This window comes from Streptomyces cinerochromogenes (genome assembly GCF_014648635.1).
In the GTDB taxonomy this organism is placed as follows: domain Bacteria; phylum Actinomycetota; class Actinomycetes; order Streptomycetales; family Streptomycetaceae; genus Streptomyces; species Streptomyces cinerochromogenes.
Genome location: NZ_BMRM01000014.1, coordinates 258,402 through 277,465, shown reverse-complemented (window position 1 = coordinate 277,465; position 19,064 = coordinate 258,402). Strand labels below are relative to the sequence as shown.

Genomic DNA, 19,064 nt, shown 5'->3' with positions numbered 1-19,064 from the left:
TGCCGAACTCGGCGACCTTCTCGGCGTTCGTGGACAGCGCCACGAAGTGCTTGGCCACGGCCTTGTCGTCACCGTCGAAGGCCTTCAGCAGCCACGAGCGGGCCGAGGTGGCGTTGGTGATCGTCTCGATCGTGGTGAACGTCTTGGACGCCACGATGAACAGCGTCTCGGCCGGATCCAGGTCGCGCACCGCCTCGTGCAGGTCGGCGCCGTCGACGTTGGACACGAACCGGACCGTCAGCTCCCGGGCGGTGTACGGGCGCAGCGCCTCGTAGGCCATCGCGGGGCCGAGGTCGGAGCCGCCGATGCCGATGTTGACGACGTTGCGGATCCGCCTGCCGGTGTGGCCGGTCCACGCGCCCGAGCGGACGCGGCCGGCGAAGTCGCTCATCTTGTCGAGCACGGCGTGCACCTTGGGCACCACGTTCTCGCCGTCGACCTCGACCACCGCGTCACGGGAGGCGCGCAGCGCGGTGTGCAGCACCGCCCGGTTCTCGGTGACGTTGATCCGCTCCCCGCGGAACATGGCGTCCCGCAGCGCGAACACGCCGGTGGCGGCGGCGAGTTCCTGGAGCAGGGCCAGGGTCTCGTCGGTGATCAGCTGCTTGCTGTAGTCGATGTGCAGGTCGCCGACCCGCACGACGTACCGCTCGGCGCGGCCGGGGTCCGCCGCGAACAGCTCGCGCAGGTGCGGCTGGCCCTGGGCGCGGTGGTCGGCGAGGGCCGTCCACTCGGGCCGCTGGGTGAGCTTGGGGTACTCGGCCATCTCAGGCGTTCTCCTTGGTGCCCTCGCCCTGGAGGGCGATGGCGTACATCTCGTCGGCGTCGAGGCGGCGCAGCTCCTCGGCGATCAGTTCGGATGTGGCGCGGACCTTCAGGGCCAGGGTGCGCGGCGGCTGGCCCGGCAGGGTCAGCGTGGCCAGCGGGCCCTCGGGGCGGTCGACGACGATCTCGCCGTTCGCGGTGCCGAGGCGTACGGCCGTCACGAACGGGCCGGCGCTGTGCACGCGGTCCACCGGGACGCCCAGGCGCGCCTGGAGCCAGCGGGCGAGCAGTTCCGCGCTGGGGTTGTCGGGTTCCGCCTCGACGGCCGCCGAGGTCACCTTCACCCGGGCCTGGTCCAGGGCGGCGGCCAGCATCGACCGCCACAGGGTCAGCCGGGTCCAGGCGAGGTCGGTGTCACCGGGCGCGTAGTTGCGCATGCGGGTGTCCAGGACCTCCAGCGGCCGGTCGACGGCGTAGAGATCGGTGATCCGGCGCTGGGCGAGCGCGCCGAGCGGGTCCTTCGCGGGGGCATCCGGCGCCTCCACCGGCCACCACACGACCACCGGGGCGTCCGGCAGCAGCAGCGGCAGGACCACCGAGTCGGCGTGGTCGGAGACCTCGCCGTAGGTGCGCAGCACGACCGTCTCGCCGGTGCCGGCCTCGGAGCCGACCCGGACCTCCGCGTCCAGCCGGGAGGTGGTGCGGTCGCGCAGGGTGCGGGCGTGCCGCTTGATGACGACCAGGGTGCGCGAGGGGTGCTCGTGCGAGGCCTCCTCGGCCGCCTTGATCGAGTCGTAGGCGTTCTCCTCGTCCGTGACGATGACCATCGTCAGGACCATGCCCACGGCCGGCGTACCGATGGCGCGGCGGCCCTGCACCAACGCCTTGTTGATCTTGCTTGCCGTGGTGTCGGTCAGGTCGATCTTCATGGCCTGCGCCAGCTCCGTCCGTCTCGTGCGAGCATCTCGTCGGCTTCCCTCGGTCCCCAGCTGCCCGACGCGTACTGCGCCGGCCTGCCGTGCGCCGCCCAGTACTCCTCGATCGGGTCGAGGATCTTCCAGGACTCTTCCACTTCCTGGTGACGGGGGAACAGGTTGGCGTCGCCCAGCAGCACGTCCAGGATGAGCCGCTCGTACGCCTCCGGGCTCGACTCGGTGAACGACTCGCCGTAGGCGAAGTCCATCGACACGTCCCGGATCTCCATCGACGTGCCCGGCACCTTCGAGCCGAAGCGGACCGTCATGCCCTCGTCCGGCTGGACCCGGATGACGATCGCGTTCTGGCCCAGTTCCTCGGTGGCCGTGGTGTCGAACGGGGAGTGCGGGGCGCGCTGGAAGACGACCGCGATCTCGGTGACGCGGCGGCCGAGGCGCTTGCCGGTACGCAGGTAGAAGGGGACGCCCGCCCAGCGGCGGTTGTCGATCTCCAGCTTGACCGCGGCGTAGGTGTCGGTCTTCGACTTGGGGTCGATGCCCTCCTCGTCGAGGTAGCCGATGACCTTCTCACCGCCCTGCCAGCCCGCCGCGTACTGTCCGCGCACGGTGTGCCGGCCCAGGTCCTCCGGGAGGCGCACCGACTTCAGCACCTTCAGCTTCTCGGTGAGCAGCGCCTCCGCGTCGAACGCGATGGGCTCCTCCATCGCGGTGAGCGCCATCAGCTGGAGCAGGTGGTTCTGGATGACGTCCCGGGCGGCGCCGATGCCGTCGTAGTAGCCGGCCCGGCCGCCGATGCCGATGTCCTCGGCCATCGTGATCTGCACGTGGTCGACGTAGGACCGGTTCCAGATCGGCTCGTACATCTGGTTGGCGAAGCGCAGCGCCAGGATGTTCTGGACGGTCTCCTTGCCGAGGTAGTGGTCGATCCGGAACACCTGGTCCGGTTCGAACACCTCGTGCACGATCGCGTTCAGCGCGCGTGCGCTGTCCAGGTCGTGCCCGAACGGCTTCTCGATGACCGCGCGGCGCCAGGAGCCCTCCGGCGGGCTCGCCAGGCCGTGCTTCTTCAGCTGCTGCACGACCTTCGGGAAGAACTTCGGCGGCACCGAGAGGTAGAAGGCGAAGTTGCCGCCGGTGCCGCGGGAGGCGTCCAGCTCCTCGACGGCGTCCTTCAGCTGCTTGAACGCGGTGTCGTCGTCGAAGTCGCCGGGGATGAACCGCATGCCCTCGGCGAGCTGCTGCCAGACCTCCTCGCGGAACGGGGTGCGGGCGTGCTCGCGGACGGAGTCGTGGACGACCTGCGCGAAGTCCTGGTCCTCCCACTCGCGGCGGGCGAACCCGACGAGGGAGAAGCCCGGCGGCAGCAGACCGCGGTTGGCCAGGTCGTAGACGGCCGGCATCAGCTTCTTGCGGGACAGGTCACCGGTCACCCCGAAGATGACCAGGCCCGACGGGCCCGCGATGCGGGGGAGCCGGCGGTCGCGGGCGTCCCGCAGCGGGTTCTCCCAGTCGGCGGCCGGAGCCACCGGGACGCGCACCGCCTCGGGGGCGGACGCCTGCGGTGCGGACGCCTGCGGTGCGGGCGCCTCGGCGGAGGGTGCGTTGTCGGTCATCGGGCGTCAGCTCCCTTGCTCTTCAGGGACGTGGCCACGGCGTCCAGCAGTTCCTGCCAGGCCGCCTCGAACTTGGCGACGCCCTCGTCCTCCAGCTGCTGGACGACCTCGTCGTAGGAGATGCCGAGCCGCTGGACGGCCGCCAGGTCGGCGCGGGCCTGCGGGTAGCCGCCGGTCACCGTGTCGCCGGTGATCTCGCCGTGGTCGGCGACCGCGTTCAGCGTGGCCTCCGGCATGGTGTTGACCGTGTCCGGCGCGACCAGTTCGTCCACGTACAGGGTGTCCTTGTACGCGGGGTCCTTCACCCCGGTGGACGCCCACAGCGGACGCTGCTTGTTCGCCCCGGCACCGGCGAGCGCCGGCCAGCGGCCGTCGGGCCGTGCCGAACCGTCGGCGGAGCCGAACACCTCCTCGTAGGCCTCGTAGGCGAGGCGGGCGTTGGCGAGGGCCGCGCGGCCCTTGAGGGCGAGGGCCTCGTCGGTGCCGAGGGCGGTCAGCCGCTTGTCGATCTCGCTGTCCACGCGGGAGACGAAGAAGGACGCCACCGAGTGGATCGTGGCGAGGTCGATGCCCCGCTCGCGGGCCTTCTCCAGGCCGGCCAGGTAGGCGGCCATGACCTCGCGGTAGCGCTCCAGCGAGAAGATCAGGGTCACGTTGACGCTGATGCCGAGGCCGATGACCTCGGTGATCGCCGGCAGGCCCGCCCGGGTCGCCGGGATCTTGACCATCACGTTGGGCCGGTCCACCAGCCAGGCCAGCTGCTTGGCCTCGGCGACGGTCGCCTCGGTGTCGTGGGCGAGGCGCGGGTCGACCTCGATGGAGACCCGGCCGTCCCGGCCGCCCGAGGCGTCGTACACGTCACGCAGGATGTCGGCGGCGTCGCGCACATCCGCGGTCGTCATCATCCGTACGGCCTCGTCGACCGTCACACCCCGTGCGGCGAGGTCGGACAGCTGCTCCTCGTAGCCCTCGCCGGAGCCGATGGCGGCCTGGAAGATGGACGGGTTGGTGGTGACACCGACGGCGCTTCCGCTCGCCACCAGCTCGGCGAGGCTGCCCGAGGTGATCCGCTTGCGGGACAGGTCGTCCAGCCAGATCGACACGCCCTCGTCGGCGAGGCGCTTGAGGGCTCCCGGGGTCGCGATTGCTTCGGTCACTGTGCTCATCTTTCTCTGTGTCGGTGTCAGGCGCGCGCGGCGGCCAGCGACTCGCGGGCCACGGCGGCGACGTTCTCGGGGGTGAAGCCGAACTCGGCGAACAGGGTCTTCGCGTCGGCGGAGGCGCCGAAGTGCTCCAGCGAGACGATGCGTCCCGCGTCACCGACGTAGCGGTACCAGGTCAGGGCGATACCGGCCTCGACCGCGACCCGGGCCTTCACGGCCGGCGGCAGCACCCGCTCGCGGTACTCGCGCGGCTGCTCCTCGAACCACTCCACGGACGGCATGGACACCACCCGCGTTCCGATCCCCTCGGCCTCCAGCCGCTCGCGCGCGGCCACGGCCAGCTGCACCTCGGAGCCCGTCGCGATGATGATCACCTCCGGGACCTCCGTCGAGGACTCGCGCAGTACGTAGCCGCCCCTGGCCGCGTCCTCGTTCGGCGCGTACACCGGCACGCCCTGGCGGGTGAGCGCGAGCCCGTGCGGGGCGGGGTGCGTGGCGTGCCTCTTCAGGATCTCGGCCCAGGCGATCGCGGTCTCGTTGGCGTCCGCCGGGCGGACGACGTTCAGACCCGGGATCGCGCGCAGCGAGGCCAGGTGCTCGACCGGCTGGTGGGTGGGGCCGTCCTCGCCGAGGCCGATGGAGTCGTGCGTCCACACGTACGTCACCGGGAGCTGCATCAGCGCCGACATGCGGACCGCGTTGCGCATGTAGTCGGAGAAGACGAGGAAGGTGCCGCCGTAGATCCGGGTGTTGCCGTGCAGGGCGATGCCGTTCATCTCCGCGGCCATGGAGAACTCGCGGATGCCGAAGTGCACGGTACGGCCGTACGGGTCGGCCTCGGGCAGCGGGTTGCCCTTCGGCAGGAAGGAGCTGGTCTTGTCGATGGTGGTGTTGTTCGAGCCGGCGAGGTCGGCGGAGCCGCCCCACAGCTCCGGCAGGACCGGGCCGAGCGCCTGCAGCACCTTGCCGGAGGCGGCGCGGGTGGCGACCGACCTGCCCTCCTCGAAGACCGGGAGGCTGTCCTCCCAGCCCTCGGGCAGCTCGCCCTTGGCGACGCGGTCGAAGAGGGCGGCCCGCTCGGGCTGGGCGGCGCGCCACTCGGCGATCCGCTTGTCCCAGGCCGCGTGCGCCTCGGCGCCCCGGTCCAGGGCCCGCCGGGTGTGCCTGAGGACCTCGTCGGCCACCTCGAAGGTCCGCTCGGGGTCGAAGCCGAGGACGCGCTTGGTGGCGGCGATCTCCTCGGCGCCGAGCGCGGAGCCGTGGGAGGCCTCGGTGTTCCGGGCGTTCGGGGCGGGCCAGGCGATGATCGTGCGCATCGCGATGATCGACGGCCGCTCGGTCTCGGCCTGGGCGGCCTTCAGGGCCGCGTACAGCGCGTGCACGTCGACGTCGCCGTTCTCCTCCGGCTCGATCCGCTGCACGTGCCAGCCGTAGGCCTCGTACCGCTTCAGCACGTCCTCGGAGAAGGCGGTCGCGGTGTCGCCCTCGATGGAGATGTGGTTGTCGTCGTAGAGGAAGACCAGGTTGCCGAGCTTCTGGTGGCCGGCCAGGGACGAGGCCTCGGCGGAGACACCCTCCTCCAGGTCGCCGTCGGAGACGATCGCCCAGACGGTGTGGTCGAAGGGGGAGGTGCCCTCGGGGGCCTCCGGGTCGAACAGGCCGCGCTCGTAGCGGGCGGCCATCGCCATGCCGACGGCGTTCGCGAGGCCCTGGCCGAGCGGGCCGGTGGTGGTCTCCACACCGGCGGTGTGCCCGTACTCGGGGTGGCCCGGCGTCTTCGAGCCATGGGTGCGGAAGGCCTTCAGGTCGTCCAGTTCCAGCTCGTACCCGGCGAGGAACAGCTGCGTGTAGAGGGTCAGCGAGGTGTGACCGGGAGAGAGGACGAAACGGTCACGGCCGGTCCACTCGGGGTCGGCCGGGTCGTGTCGCATCACCTTCTGAAAGATCGTGTACGCGGCAGGAGCCAGGCTCATCGCGGTGCCCGGGTGTCCGTTGCCCACCTTCTGCACCGCGTCGGCCGCCAGGAGTCGGGCGGTGTCCACGGCGCGCCGGTCGAGGTCGGTCCACTCGAAGCTGTCGGAAGTCTGCGTGGTCATCTTCAAGAAGTCCTCGTTCAGTACGGGATGGCTGGCCGGACGCGTTCAAACTTAAAAGTCTGACTTTTTCGAGGAAAGGTCGGGGTGTGTCAGCCTGTGGTGAATCTGGGACAGTGATCACGCGACAGGGACGGCACGAAAAGGACATGGCGGCTATAAGGGACCAAGGTGACGACGGCAGAGTCCGCGGCGGCGGCGACAGGGGCCGAGCCGGTGGTGACAGGGGCCAGACCGGCGGCGGCAGGAGCCAGACCGGTGATGACAGGGGCCGGGCCCGTGGTGACGCAGGCCAGGCCCAGGGTGACGGGATCAGAACCTTCCCCTTCCCGGCCGAACTGGCCGTCGGTGGCGTCGGCATGCAGATCGGCCCCATGGGCACCGACCACACCTGGCACGCCGACGCCCCCCTGCACCGCGTCCACCGCATCGACTTCCACGTGGTCATGCTCTTCACCGACGGCCCCGTACGGCACATGATCGACTTCGCCGAGTACCAGGCCGACGCCGGTGACCTGCTGTGGATCCGCCCCGGACAGGTCCACCGGTTCTCCCGCGAGTCCGTGTACCGCGGAACCGTCCTGACCATGCAGCCCGGCTTCCTGCCCCGCGCCACCGTCGAGGCCACCGGCCTGTACCGCTACGACCTGCCGCCGCTGCTGCACCCCGATCCGGCGCAGCTCACCGCGCTCCGGGCGGCCCTCGACCAGCTGCGCCGCGAGTACGAGGACACCGCCACGCTCCCGCTCAGCCTGCACACGGCCGTCCTGAGGCACACCCTGACCGCGGCCCTGCTGCGCCTCGCCCACCTCGCCGCCAGCTCGGCGGAGACCTCACGCGGGCACACCGACAGCACCTTCACCCGCTTCCGGGACGCGGTCGAGCGGGGCTTCGCCACCAACCACAGCGTCAGCGCCTACGCCGACGCCCTGGGTTACTCCCGCCGCACCCTGGTCCGCGCCGTCCGCGCGGCCACCGGCGAGACGCCGAAGGGCTTCATCGACAAACGGGTCGTCCTGGAGGCCAAACGCCTCCTCGCCCACACCGACCTGCCCATCGGCCGCGTCGGGGTGGCCGTGGGCTTCCCCGACGCGGCGAACTTCTCCAAGTTCTTCCACCTGCACACCGGGCAGACGCCGGTGGGGTTCCGGGCGGAGCTGCGGTGACGCCCGGCGGCCCGGCCCTGGCTGCCCTCGTCGGCGCGGGGCGGGGTCCACGGCCTGGACGCCCGCCCCGCCCGCCGGGCACGGTGCGGCACGAAGGGCGGACCAGGCCCGAGGAGCGGGGCAGGCCCGAGGGGCGGGGCAGGAGCGGCATCAGGCGCCGCCGGCGCGCTCAGTGACCGAAGTCGAACCAGTTCACGTTCACGAAGTCGGCCGGCTGGCCGCTGGTGAAGGTGAGGTAGACGTCGTGCGTGCCGGTCACCGCGCCGATGTTGGCCGGGACCGTCCGCCAGGACTGCCAACCGCCGGTGTTCGCCACGGCGAAGCTGCCGACGGGCGCGTTGCCACGGCTGTCCAGGCGTACCTCGACCAGACCGCTGACCCCGCTCGCGGCGCCGCTCGCGACGCGCGCGTAGAACTGCTTGGCCGCCGTCGAGCCGAAGTCGACGCCCTTGTACAGCGCCCAGTCGCCGTTGGCGAGGGACCCGATGTCCTGGCCGCCGCCGGTGTCCGTGGTGGTCTCCGCCACGACGCCGGACTGGCCGTCGTAGGACTCGGCCTGGATGGCGCTGTAGGCGTCCCGGTTGCCGGACGGCGGGGGAGTGGTGCCGCCGCCGGAGGACTGCAGGACCTGCACGTAGTCGACGGCCATCGGGTGGCCCGGCTCGGTCCCGCTGTCCGGGCCGCCGCCGAACGCGTCAGGGAAGCCGCCGCCCATCGCGACGTTGAGGATGACGAAGTAGCCGTGGTTGGTGGCGTTCGCCCAGGTCGTCGCGTCGACCTGGTTGGCCCGCACCGTGTGGAAGGTGACGCCGTCGAGGGAGAAGCGGATCTCCTCCGGGCTGGTCGAGCGGTCCCACTCCATCGCGTAGGTGTGGAAGCCGGCCTGGCAGGTGGTGCCGGTGCAGGAAGTGGAGTTGCCGATGCCGGAGGTCTCGTTGCACGGACCGCCCGGGTTGGTGCCGCAGTGCATGGTGGCCCAGTCGGTGTTCAGGCCCTGGACGTTCTCCATGATGTCCAGCTCGCCGATGCTCGGCCAGTTCCAGTAGTTGCCGCGGAACGGCGCGCCGAGCATCCAGAACGCCGGCCAGTAGCCCTTCGCCGCCGCGCCGGTGACGTTGGGCATCTGGATCCGCGCCTGCACGCGCAGCTTTCCGCCCGCCGGGGGCTGGAAGTCGGTGCGGGTGGTCTCGATCCGGCCGGAGGTCCAGCGGCCGGCGGAGTCGCGGCGCGGGGTGATGAGCAGGTTGCCGTTGCCGTCCAGGGAGACGTTGCTGGTGCTCGACGTCATCGTCTCGACCTCGCCGGTGCCCCAGTTGGCGGCGCCGCCGGGGTACGACGTCCCGGTGTCGTACTGCCAGTTCGCGGTGTTCACGCCGGAGCCGGCCGCACCGTTGAAGTCGTCCACGAAGACCTGCGTCCACCCCGAGGGCGGGGTGGGCGCGGAGGCGTCGGCGGGCGCGGTGGCTGCCGTGGCGAGGGCCGCGGCGAGGCCGAGGGTGGCGGCGACGGCGACGAACGCGCGGCGCAGCGGGCGGGGTCTGGGAATGCCGGAGGATGCGCTCATGGGGAGCCTCTCGGGTACGGGAGGGTGCGGGAGGTGGGTGAGAGCGCTCCCACGCTTGTCTGAGAGCGCTCTCAAGATGTCGCCAATGTGCTCCCCGCCCCGGTGACCGTCAACCCTTGAAGCGAGGAAAGTCCTTGTGCGGACACGGAGTTCACGTGGTGAAGCCGCCCGTATCCGCTCAGACCGTGCGCCTCACCGGGCGGCCGCCACATCGACGAGGGCGGGGGTGGCGTGGGATCAGGTGCCGGCCCACGGGTCACCGTTCCCGGGCTCGTGCGGGACGGTGTGCCGTGTGCGTGATCGCTGTGCCGGTGTGTGATCGCCGTGCTGGCGCGCCGCGCCCCGCGCGGGTCTGCTAGAAGGGTGCAGGCGTGAAGAAAGGTGCGGGCGTGAGGCTGACGATTCTGGGCGGCGGCGGATTCCGGGTTCCCCTGGTGTACGGCGCGCTGTTGACCGACCGTGCCGAGGGGCGGGTCACCGAGGTCGTACTGCACGACCTGGACGAGCGCCGGCTCCGTGCGGTGAGCCGGGTCCTGGCCGAGCAGGCCGCCGGGATCCCCGACGCGCCCACGGTGACCGCCACCACCGACCTGGACGAGGCCCTGCGCGGCGCCGGCTTCGTCTTCTCCGCGATCCGCGTCGGCGGCCTGGAGGGAAGGGCGGAGGACGAACGCGTCGCGCTCACGGAGGGCGTGCTGGGCCAGGAGACCGTCGGCGCGGGCGGGATCGCCTACGGGCTGCGCACGGTACCCGTCGCCGTCGACATCGCCCGGCGCGTGGCCCGCCTCGCCCCGGACGCCTGGGTCATCAACTTCACCAACCCGGCCGGCCTGGTCACCGAGGCCATGTCCCGCCACCTCGGCGACCGCGTCATCGGTATCTGCGACTCGCCGGTGGGCCTCGGCCGCCGCGTCGCCCGCGTCCTCGGCGCCGACCCGGGCGAGGCCTTCGTCGACTACGTCGGCCTCAACCACCTCGGCTGGGTACGCGGCCTCCGGGTCGCCGGACGCGACGAACTGCCGCGCCTGCTGGACGACCCCGCCCTGCTCGGCTCCTTCGAGGAGGGCAGGCTGTTCGGCGCCGACTGGCTGCGCTCCCTCGGCGCGATCCCCAACGAGTACCTGCATTACTACTACTTCAACCGGGAGACCGTCCGCGCCTACCAGGAGGCCGAGCGGACCCGGGGTGCCTTCCTGCGCGACCAGCAGGCCCGGTTCTACGAGGAGGCGGCCGACCCCGGCCGCTCCGCCCTGGACGCCTGGGACCGCACCCGCGCCGAACGCGAGGCGACCTACATGGCCGAGAACCGGGAGAGCGCCGGCGCGGGCGAACGCGAGGCCGAGGACCTGTCCGGCGGGTACGAGAAGGTCGCCCTGGCGCTGATGCGGGCCATCGCCCGCGACGAGCGGGCCACCCTGATCCTCAACGTCCGCAACCGCTCCACCCTGTCCGTCCTGGACGCCGATGCGGTCGTCGAGGTCCCCTGCCTGGTCGACGCGAGCGGCGCCCACCCGCTCGCCGCCGACCCGCTGCCCGCGCACGCCACCGGCCTGGTGTGCTCGGTCAAGGCCGTCGAGCGCGAGGTGCTGGCCGCCGCCGAGTCCGGTTCCCGGTCGACCGCCGTGAAGGCCTTCGCCCTGCACCCGCTGGTCGACTCGGTCACGGTGGCCCGCCGGCTGGTCGAGCGCTACACCGAGGTCCACCCCGGCCTGGCGTACCTCGGATGAGGACGGCGGGCCGCCCGCCGGGCGGCCCGCCGCCGTTGCGTTCCTAGAGCGGCAGCGCCTGAGCCGCCTGCACGGGCGCGGGTACGGCAGGCAGCAACACGTCGGCCGCACCACCCCTCTGCCGCGGAAGCGCCGCGGGCGACAGCGGGCGCGGACCCGACACCACCGTGTAGTCCTGCCCCAGGAACGGCGGCTCGATCACCCCGGGATCCTCGCCCAGCGCCAACCGCACCGCCGCCCAGGGCGCGTTCACCCCACAGAGCGACAGCTGGTGCAGCCCGCCCGCGGGCCTCGTGTTGACGTCCAGCAGCACCGGGCGGTCACCGAGCATGCGGAACTGGATGTTGGACAGGTGATGCAGCCCGAAGCCCTCCGCGATCAGCCGGGCCGGCGCCAGCCACCGCTCGTCCAGGGTGAAGCCCCGGCGGCGGCCGTTCTTGGTGCGGCCCACCGCGAGCCGTACCCGGTTGTCCGGCCCGGTCAGGCAGTCGACGGACACCTCCGGCTGCTCCAGGCGCGGCATCACCAGCCAGTCCACGGGGGCCTCGGCCCGCCGCAGCGCGTCGAGCACCAGGTCCAGCTGGACGTGGGGGCCGGGAAAGCCGTTCAGGTGCGCGAGCGAGAAGGGGGACCGGGTGATCACCCGGAAGCCCACCCCGCCCGCGCCGGCGGCGGGCTTGAAGCACACCCGGTGCCCGGCCGCCTCCAACTCCTCCACGGCCGCGAGGAGCTCGTCCGCCGTCCGGACCCGGTGCCACGGCGGGACGGGGACACCCACCGAGCGCACCGCCTCGTACGCGGTCGCCTTGTCCTCGAAGACGGCGACCGCCTCGGGCGTCGGCGCCAGCAGCGCCGTACCGGCCGCGGCGAACTCGGCGCGGTGCGCCACGATCGCCGCCTGGTGCAGCCGGGGCACGAACACGTCGATGCCGCGCCGGACGCACTGGTCGAGGGCGTACTCGACGTACGCGGCCGGGGACAGGCCCTCCGGCTCCAGGTCGGCGGTGTCGGCGGCGGCCAGCACCGGCGAGTCGGGGTCGCCGTGCGTGGCATGGATCTCCACCGCGCGATCGCTGGGATTTCTCCGCAGCTGATCCATGAAGAACACGTTCTCCGCGTACGTGCGGTTGAGCCAGACGCGTACGCGAGAGGGCATGCGGGCCGCCTTTCGGGGGTGTGCGGGCAGGGCGGAGCGGCCCGTGCCCGGGCAGGTGGCAGGAAGGGTCACCAAACGGCCCCGTTCGAAGGGGAGTTGAGGGCGCTGGTGTCGGGGCGATCATACGGCTTTCCCGGGGCCCCTCGTGCAACGCGGGTGTTACGGATTTCCGGCCCCGTCCGACCATGGACATGGTCAGGGGAAGAGCCATGGGGAAGCCATGGGGAGGCCATGGGCGGCGTCACGGGAAACGCCGTGGGCAACGCCACGGGCAAAGTTGTGCGAACGGTGGTGGGCGAGGCCGTCCGAACGGTGTGGGTGCGGTCGTCCGAACGGTGGTGGGTGCGGTCGTCCGAACGGTGGTGGGCGCGGGGCGGGCCGGCCGCCCGCGCCGGCCCGGCGGAAGCTGACACGCGGACAGGATCCCCTTGTCCCGGGGCCGGTCGATGTGTTCTCGTTGTGTCATCGGATGATCGGAAGGGGTGCGCGGGTGGAGTCGACGGCCGGGGCCGGACAGCTGCTGGCCATCAGCGACCTGCACATCAGCTATCCGGAGAACCGCGCTCTGATCGAGGGCATGCGTCCGGAGAGCGACGAGGACTGGCTGATCGTGGCCGGTGACGTCGCGGAGACCGTGGCCGACGTCCGCTGGGCCCTCGGCACGCTCGCGAGCCGCTTCCGCAAGGTGCTGTGGGCACCCGGCAACCACGAGCTGTGGACCCATCCGAGCGACCCGGTCACCCTGCGCGGCGTCGCCCGCTACGAGCACCTGGTCGAGGTCTGCCGCGAGCTGGGCGTCGTCACCCCCGAGGACCCCTACCCGGTGTGGCACGGCCCCGGCGGCCCGGTCGCCGTCGCCCCGCTCTTCCTGCTCTACGACTACTCGTACCTGCCGGCCGGCTCCACCACCAAGGCCGAGGGCCTGGCCTACGCGGAGAGCACGGGCATCATCTGCAACGACGAGTTCCTGCTGCACCCCGATCCCTACCCGACCCGTGAGGCCTGGTGCCGGGCCCGGGTCGCCGAGACCGAGCGCAGGCTCGCCGAGCTGCCCGCGGACCTGCCGACCGTGCTGGCCGGCCACTGGCCGCTGCACCGGCACCCCACCGAGGTCCTGTGGCACCCGGAGTTCGCCATGTGGTGCGGCACCACGCTGACCGCCGACTGGCACCGGCGCTTCCGCGTCGCCACCATGGTCTACGGCCATCTGCACATCCCCCGCACCACCTGGCACGACGGAGTCCGCTTCCTGGAGGTCTCCGTCGGATACCCGCGCGAGTGGCGCAAGCGCCCGGACCCCCCGGGGAGGCTGCGCCGCGTTCTGCCGATGGAGGTCGAAGCAGGTGATCGAGGAGCTGCTCCCGGAGTCGGTCGTGGCCGTGGAGGCACGGGCTGACGACCCGCTGTGGGAGACCCCGCTCTACCCGGCGGAGGAGGCGCTCGTCGCCCGCTCGGTGGCGAAGCGGCGGCGTGAGTTCGCGGCCGTGCGCGGTTGTGCCCGGCGTGCGATGGAGAAGCTCGGCGTACCGCCGCAGCCGGTGCTCAGCGGCGAGCGGGGCGCTCCGCGCTGGCCCGACGGGCTGGTCGGCAGCATGACCCACTGCGACGGCTACTGCGCCGCCGCGCTGGTCCGCGCCGCCGACCTCGTCTCCCTCGGCATCGACGCCGAACCCCACGGTCCGCTGCCGGAGGGCGTCGGCGCCTCGGTCTTCCTGCCCGCCGAGGCCACACGGCTCGACCGGCTGGCCGCGCGCCGGCCCGCCGTGCACTGGGACCGCCTGCTGTTCAGCGCCAAGGAGTCCGTCTACAAGGCGTGGTTCCCGCTCACCCGCAAGTGGCTGGACTTCTCCGAGGCCGACATCACCCTCCGCCCGGACGCCGACGGCGACCAGTGCGGCACCCTGCACGCCGAACTCCTCGTCCCCGGCCCCGTGGTCGACGGCCACCGCCTCCAGACCTTCGAGGGCCGCTGGACGGTACGGGAGGGCGTGGTGGCCACGTCGGTGGTCATACCCCACACCTGACCACCCCGGCCCCGCCCCGACGCCTACCGCCCAGACACCTCCCGCCCGGGAACCCCGGCCCCGACACCGCTCCACCGGCGCCTTCCGGGACCGGGGGCGGCGCGGCGCTGTGCCCCGGGCCGGGAGCGGCGGTGCCGCGGAGGCACGTGCCGGCGGGGGCTGCGGTGCCGGACCTGCCGGAGGCTCACGCCGGCGGGGGGCACCAGTCGCGCAGGAGCCGGAAGAACGCCTCCTCGTTGCCCGCGAGGCCCGCGCGGGCCAGGGCCTTTTCCGCCTCCTCGAGGACGGTGGGCGGGACGACGGCGGGACGCGCCTCGTGCGGTGGCCCGTCGAAGGCGGCCCGCACCGTGTGCAGCAGCCGCAGGTAGGCCTGGACGGCGGTACGCTCACGGTCGGTCAGTACGGCGGTGGGCATCGGTCGGCTCTCCCCGAGTAGGCGTCACGGTCACGCGCTCTGCGGCGCACACCCCCAGCTTGCCGCCCACCACTGACAACGCCGTCTGGCTCCGCGCCGGTTAGCCCGCTTAGCGGAGGCGGAAACGTTCCGGGACCGCCCGCCCCCGCCCCGGGCCCCGCGTCACGCCTCGGGCCGCTTCACGCTCTCCAGGAGCATGTCCAGCCATTCGGCGACCTTGTCCCGGTGCTGGTCGGTGGGCAACTGCGCGGCCCGCCAGGCGATTCCGCGCACGCCGTGGTCCTGCAGCAGCCGCTCCAGCGGATCCTCCGCGGTCTCGGCGGCGGCCCGCTCCCGGTCCGCGAGCTTCTGCAGCAACTCCTGCTCGGTACGCTGCAGCGCACCCGCCAGCGCCTCGGGGTCCTCCGCGGTGAGGAACCCGGCGTGCACCCGGAAGAACCGCTGCAACGCGTCGCAGTGCTCCATGGTGGGCCGCCGGTCGCCGTTGATGAGGGCGCCGGCCTGCTGGCGGGACATGCCCGCCCCGTCGGCGATCTCCTGCTGGGTGTACTTGCGGCCGTTCGGCTTCAGCCGGGTGCGGCGCAGCAGGTCCAGGCGCTGCAGGAAGCGGGCCTGGACGTCCGGCTCGCCCGCCGGCCGGCCGCTCAGCAGGGCCCTGACCACCGGCTCCGGCACCCCGCAGGCGGTGGAGAGGCGCCCGACGTCGAAGACCTCGGCGTGCGGCACACCGAGGCGGTCGGCGAGCGCGGTGACGCGGGCGACGACGGCCGGCAGCTGGGCGGTCGCCGAGGCGCCCGGATCCTCGTAGCCATCCGTCACCGACAGAACTCCTACGTCTCTAGAGGGCTTCAGATGCGTCCGTGCTTCTCACGAGCGATCGCCGTGAACTTCCCGGAGAGTAGCCGGTGTCTCGAACTCACATCCAGGTGTCGCCACAACTGTGGCGAATTTCAGCCGTCAACCGGCATGAAATGCCACGATAGTTGACACGACTCTTGCCGGGGCAGCAGGATCGCATCGCCGCGAGAAAGGCCGCAGAGGCAAGAGGGGTGACCTCCCGATGGCACATCAGGCAGGAGGGCAGCGGCCGGCACCGCGGCCCGTCCCCGAGACCTGCGACACCCAGGCTTACCTGGCTTACCTTCAGGACTACGGAGCGCTGCTGGAGTATCTGTCCTGTCCGTCGCTGGTCGTGGACCGCCACTGGAACGTGGTCATGGCCAACAGCGCGTTCGAGACACTTTTCCAGGGCGTGCGCCCTCATCCGACGGCCATGCCGGGCGAGAACTTCCTCAGGTTCGTGCTGTTCCACCCCGACGCGGGCGAGATCCTCGGCGAGCACGAGCCCGGCTGGTGCCTGCCCATGCTGGCCCAGGTCCGGTCCGCCCTGGAGGCGCACGCCCACGACCTCGAACTCCAGGCGCTGCGCCGGGAGATCGCCCAGGACCCGATCATGGAGGCCGCCTACCGGCAGGGCCTGCCGCACTGGATCCGGGCCGTCGGCGAGTCCGCGGCCCGCCTCGACGGCGCCGTACGCCTCCTGCACCACCCGGACCCGCGCCGCGGGCGCACCGAGTGCCGCATCGTGGAGGAGGCGTCGCAGCCCCTGCTGGATCTGGGTTACCGGCGCCTGACGATGATCCTGCGCGACCCCCGCCGGTCCGCCGCCCCGGTGCGCCGGCAGCGCCGCCCGCGGGGCGCGGCCTCCCATCTGACGGTCGTCCCGTCTCCCGGAAACTGACCCGGCACCGTCGGCGTTCAGGTCGCCGACGGCGCCGGGCCGGCCCACCGGCGCGCCCGCCACCCGGCGCGATCCGCCGGTATCCACCGTCACCGAGTCTCACTGCCTCACCGTCACCGAGCCTCGCCGCCTCACCCTCGCTTCGTCTCGCCGCCTCACCGTCACTCCCGCTCTCCGCTACGCAAGCGGCTTGCGCAGCTTGCGTTACTCTTGCGCGCATGACGCGACGACTTGCGGAAGTGGCGAAGAAGGTCGGGGTCAGCGAGGCCACCGTCAGCCGGGTGCTCAACGGCAAGCCCGGGGTCTCCGAAGCCACCCGGCAGGCGGTGCTCACCGCCCTCGACGTCCTCGGCTACGAGCGCCCCACCCAGCTGCGCGGCGAACGCGCCCGGCTGGTCGGCCTCGTCCTGCCCGAGCTGCAGAACCCCATCTTCCCGGCGTTCGCCGAGGTCATCGGCGGCGCCCTCGCCCAGCTGGGGCTGACCCCGGTGCTGTGCACGCAGACCAAGGGCGGGGTGTCGGAGGCGGACTACGTCGAGCTGCTGCTCCAGCAGCAGGTCTCCGGAGTCGTGTTCGCCGGCGGTCTGTACGCCCAGGCCGACGCGCCGCACGACCACTACCGCCTGCTGGCCGAGCGCAACATCCCGGTGGTGCTGGTCAACGCGGCCATCGAGGACCTGGGCTTCCCCGGCGTGTCCTGCGACGACGCCGTAGCCGTCGAACAGGCCTGGCGGCACCTGACCTCGCTCGGGCACGAGCGCATCGGCCTGGTCCTCGGCCCCGGCGACCACGTGCCCTCGGCCCGCAAACTGGCCGCCGCCCGGGCGATCGCCGGCGATCTTCCCGAGGAGTTCGTCGCGCGCGCCATCTTCTCCCTGGAGGGCGGCCACGCCGCCGCCTCCCGGCTGATCGACCGGGGTGTCACCGGCATCGTCTGCGCCTCCGACCCGCTGGCGCTCGGCGCCGTACGGGCCGCCCGCCGCAAGGGATACGACGTCCCGGGCCGGATCTCGGTCGTGGGCTACGACGACTCGGCGTTCATGAACTGCACCGAGCCCCCGCTGACCACCGTCCGCCAGCCCATCGAGGCCATGGGACGCGCGGCCGTGGAGCTGCTGAACGCGCAGATCGGCGGCACCGCCGTACCCGCCGAGGAGCTGCTGTTCGAGCCGGAGCTGGTGGTGCGCGGCTCCACCGGGCAAGCCCCGCGCGACTGAACTACGAAAGATCCAGCCGCCTGTCGAACAATTGCATATTCTGCGCGACATCTTGCGGACCGCTCTCGGCGGTGCTTGAGTGTGCGGCGCCCACCGCTGCTGCCACGAGTGCCATGAGGGGTCCACCGATGAGAAGCACCGGGTTCCGCCGTACCGTCGTCGCGATCGGCGTCTGTTCCTCGCTCGCCCTCGCCGCCACCGCCTGCGGGTCCGGTGACGGCGGTTCGGCCGGCGGCAGGACGCGTATCACCGTCAACTGCGAGCCGCCGAAGAGCGCCACCGTGGACCGCGGCTTCTTCGAGCAGGACGTCGCCGCGTTCGAGGAGGCCCACCCGGACATCGACGTCGTCGCGCACGACGCCTTCCCCTGCCAGGACCCCAAGACCTTCGACGCCAAGCTCGCCGGCGGCCAGATGGAGGACGTCTTCTACACGTACTTCACCGACGCGCGGCACGTCGTCGACATCCGCCAGGCCGCCGACCTCACCCCGTACCTCAAGGAACTGAAGCACTACGACAGCATCCAGAAGCAGCTGCGGGACATCTACACCGTGGACGGCAAGGTCTACGGCATCCCGCGCACCGGCTACTCCATGGGCCTGATCTACAACCGCGCCCTCTTCCGGAAGGCCGGCCTGGACCCCGACGAGCCCCCCGCCACCTGGGAGGAGGTCCGCGCCGCCGCGAAGAGGATCGCCGCCCTCGGCGACGGCACCGTCGGCTACGCCGACTACAGCGCGCAGAACCAGGGCGGCTGGCACTTCACCGCCGAGCTGTACTCCCAGGGCGGCGACGTCGTCGGCGCGGACGGCGAGAAGGCCACCATCGACACCCCCGAGGGCCGCGCCGTCCTGCGGAACCTGCACGACATGCGGTGGACCGACGACTCGATGGGCAGCAAGCAGCTCCTCGTCATCAACGACGTGCAGCAGATGATGGGCTCGGGCAGGCTCGGCATGTACCTCGCCGCCCCCGACAACATCCCGATCCTGGTCAAGGAGAAGGGCGGCAGCTACAAGGACCTCGCCCTGGCCCCCATGCCGGGCGGCCGGGGCACCCTCATCGGCGGCGACGGCTACATGTTCGACAAGCACGACACGCCCGCCCAGATCCGCGCCGGCCTCAAGTGGCTCGACCACATGTTCCTGACCCCGGGCAGGGGCTTCCTCGGTGACTACGCACGTGCCAAGAAGCACGACGCCCCCGTCGGCCTGCCCGAGCCGCGCCTGTTCACCGGTGCCGCCGACGCCACCGACCAGCGGGCCAAGAAGGCCAACGCCAACGTCCCGGTGGGGAACTACCAGGCGTTCCTCGACGGCAACCACAGGCTCCGGCTGAAGATCGAGCCGCCGCACGCCCAGCAGATCTACTCCGTCCTCGACTCCGTCGTCTCCGCCGTCCTGACCGACAAGGACGCCGACATCGACCGGCTCCTCAAGGAGGCGTCCGGCAAGATCGACAGCATTCTGGCCCGGAGCTGACCGC

At 72.0% G+C, this 19,064-nt stretch carries 16 protein-coding genes; 7 read left to right on the top strand and 9 right to left on the bottom strand.

Translation table 11 applies throughout. From position 1 onward, the window contains the following. The 5 genes from IEZ20_RS26675 to tkt all read right to left on the bottom strand — a co-directional run. Window positions 1–766, bottom strand: a 766-nt coding sequence (locus tag IEZ20_RS26675) for a phosphoglucose isomerase-related protein (RefSeq protein ID WP_506004960.1), incomplete at its 3' end; no start/stop codon positions are given. A 1-nt stretch (window position 767) separates the two neighbouring features. Further along, entirely contained in the window at window positions 768–1,694 is a 927-nt protein-coding gene (gene opcA, locus IEZ20_RS26670) for a glucose-6-phosphate dehydrogenase assembly protein OpcA (protein WP_189303202.1), read from the bottom strand. Continuing rightward, window positions 1,691–3,313 (bottom strand): glucose-6-phosphate dehydrogenase, encoded by a 1,623-nt coding sequence (gene zwf / locus IEZ20_RS26665; protein WP_189303200.1) that lies wholly within the window; start codon window positions 3,311–3,313, stop codon window positions 1,691–1,693. The genes opcA and zwf overlap by 4 nt, the downstream gene beginning before the upstream one ends. After that, window positions 3,310–4,479 (bottom strand): transaldolase, encoded by a 1,170-nt coding sequence (gene tal / locus IEZ20_RS26660; RefSeq protein WP_189303198.1) that lies wholly within the window; start codon window positions 4,477–4,479, stop codon window positions 3,310–3,312. The genes zwf and tal overlap by 4 nt, the downstream gene beginning before the upstream one ends. A 17-nt stretch (window positions 4,480–4,496) precedes the next feature. After that, window positions 4,497–6,572, bottom strand: a complete 2,076-nt coding sequence (gene tkt / locus IEZ20_RS26655; RefSeq protein WP_189303196.1) for a transketolase — start codon at window positions 6,570–6,572, stop codon at window positions 4,497–4,499. Window positions 6,573–6,718: 146 nt separating this feature from the next. Here tkt and IEZ20_RS26650 point away from each other — a divergent pair, with 146 nt between their 5' ends. Continuing rightward, window positions 6,719–7,735, top strand: coding sequence for a helix-turn-helix domain-containing protein (locus tag IEZ20_RS26650; protein WP_373303967.1), 1,017 nt, complete (start codon window positions 6,719–6,721; stop codon window positions 7,733–7,735). 169 nt (window positions 7,736–7,904) lie between these two features. On the opposite strand, the gene IEZ20_RS26645 is transcribed toward IEZ20_RS26650, so the two are convergent. Beyond that, entirely contained in the window at window positions 7,905–9,299 is a 1,395-nt protein-coding gene (locus IEZ20_RS26645; protein WP_189303194.1) for a glycoside hydrolase family 16 protein, read from the bottom strand. A gap of 389 nt (window positions 9,300–9,688) precedes the next feature. Between IEZ20_RS26645 and IEZ20_RS26640 the strand changes: the two genes are divergently transcribed. Then, complete coding sequence (locus tag IEZ20_RS26640) at window positions 9,689–11,026, top strand: 6-phospho-beta-glucosidase (protein ID WP_189303192.1); 1,338 nt, start codon at window positions 9,689–9,691, stop codon at window positions 11,024–11,026. A 43-nt stretch (window positions 11,027–11,069) separates the two neighbouring features. Here IEZ20_RS26640 and IEZ20_RS26635 read toward each other — a convergent pair whose 3' ends face one another. Further along, window positions 11,070–12,182, bottom strand: coding sequence for an ATP-grasp domain-containing protein (locus IEZ20_RS26635; protein WP_189303190.1), 1,113 nt, complete (start codon window positions 12,180–12,182; stop codon window positions 11,070–11,072). A 490-nt stretch (window positions 12,183–12,672) separates the two neighbouring features. On the opposite strand from IEZ20_RS26635, the gene IEZ20_RS26630 reads away from it, so the two are divergent. Together IEZ20_RS26630 and IEZ20_RS26625 are read left to right on the top strand one after the other, a co-directional pair. Further along, window positions 12,673–13,578 (top strand): metallophosphoesterase family protein, encoded by a 906-nt coding sequence (locus IEZ20_RS26630; RefSeq protein ID WP_189303237.1) that lies wholly within the window; start codon window positions 12,673–12,675, stop codon window positions 13,576–13,578. Next, on the top strand, window positions 13,526–14,206 hold the full coding sequence (locus IEZ20_RS26625) for a 4'-phosphopantetheinyl transferase family protein (RefSeq protein ID WP_189303188.1): 681 nt from the start codon (window positions 13,526–13,528) through the stop codon (window positions 14,204–14,206). The genes IEZ20_RS26630 and IEZ20_RS26625 overlap by 53 nt, the downstream gene beginning before the upstream one ends. Before the next feature lie 184 nt (window positions 14,207–14,390). Here IEZ20_RS26625 and IEZ20_RS26620 read toward each other — a convergent pair whose 3' ends face one another. Further along, on the bottom strand, window positions 14,391–14,621 hold the full coding sequence (locus IEZ20_RS26620; protein WP_189303186.1) for a hypothetical protein: 231 nt from the start codon (window positions 14,619–14,621) through the stop codon (window positions 14,391–14,393). 162 nt (window positions 14,622–14,783) lie between these two features. Further along, the gene (locus IEZ20_RS26615) at window positions 14,784–15,440 is read right to left on the bottom strand and encodes a helix-turn-helix domain-containing protein (RefSeq protein WP_189303184.1); all 657 of its coding nucleotides are present in this window, start codon (window positions 15,438–15,440) and stop codon (window positions 14,784–14,786) included. Between the two features lie 241 nt (window positions 15,441–15,681). On the opposite strand from IEZ20_RS26615, the gene IEZ20_RS26610 reads away from it, so the two are divergent. The 3 genes from IEZ20_RS26610 to IEZ20_RS26600 all read left to right on the top strand — a co-directional run bounded on the left by IEZ20_RS26610 (window position 15,682) and on the right by IEZ20_RS26600 (window position 19,060). Continuing rightward, entirely contained in the window at window positions 15,682–16,362 is a 681-nt protein-coding gene (locus IEZ20_RS26610; protein ID WP_189303181.1) for an MmyB family transcriptional regulator, read from the top strand. A gap of 218 nt (window positions 16,363–16,580) precedes the next feature. Continuing rightward, window positions 16,581–17,579 carry a LacI family DNA-binding transcriptional regulator gene (locus IEZ20_RS26605; protein WP_189303179.1) on the top strand — a complete coding sequence of 333 codons (999 nt, stop codon included), beginning with the start codon at window positions 16,581–16,583 and terminating at the stop codon, window positions 17,577–17,579. Between the two features lie 128 nt (window positions 17,580–17,707). After that, on the top strand, window positions 17,708–19,060 hold the full coding sequence (locus tag IEZ20_RS26600) for an ABC transporter substrate-binding protein (protein WP_189303177.1): 1,353 nt from the start codon (window positions 17,708–17,710) through the stop codon (window positions 19,058–19,060). Window positions 19,061–19,064: the final 4 nt, after the last annotated feature.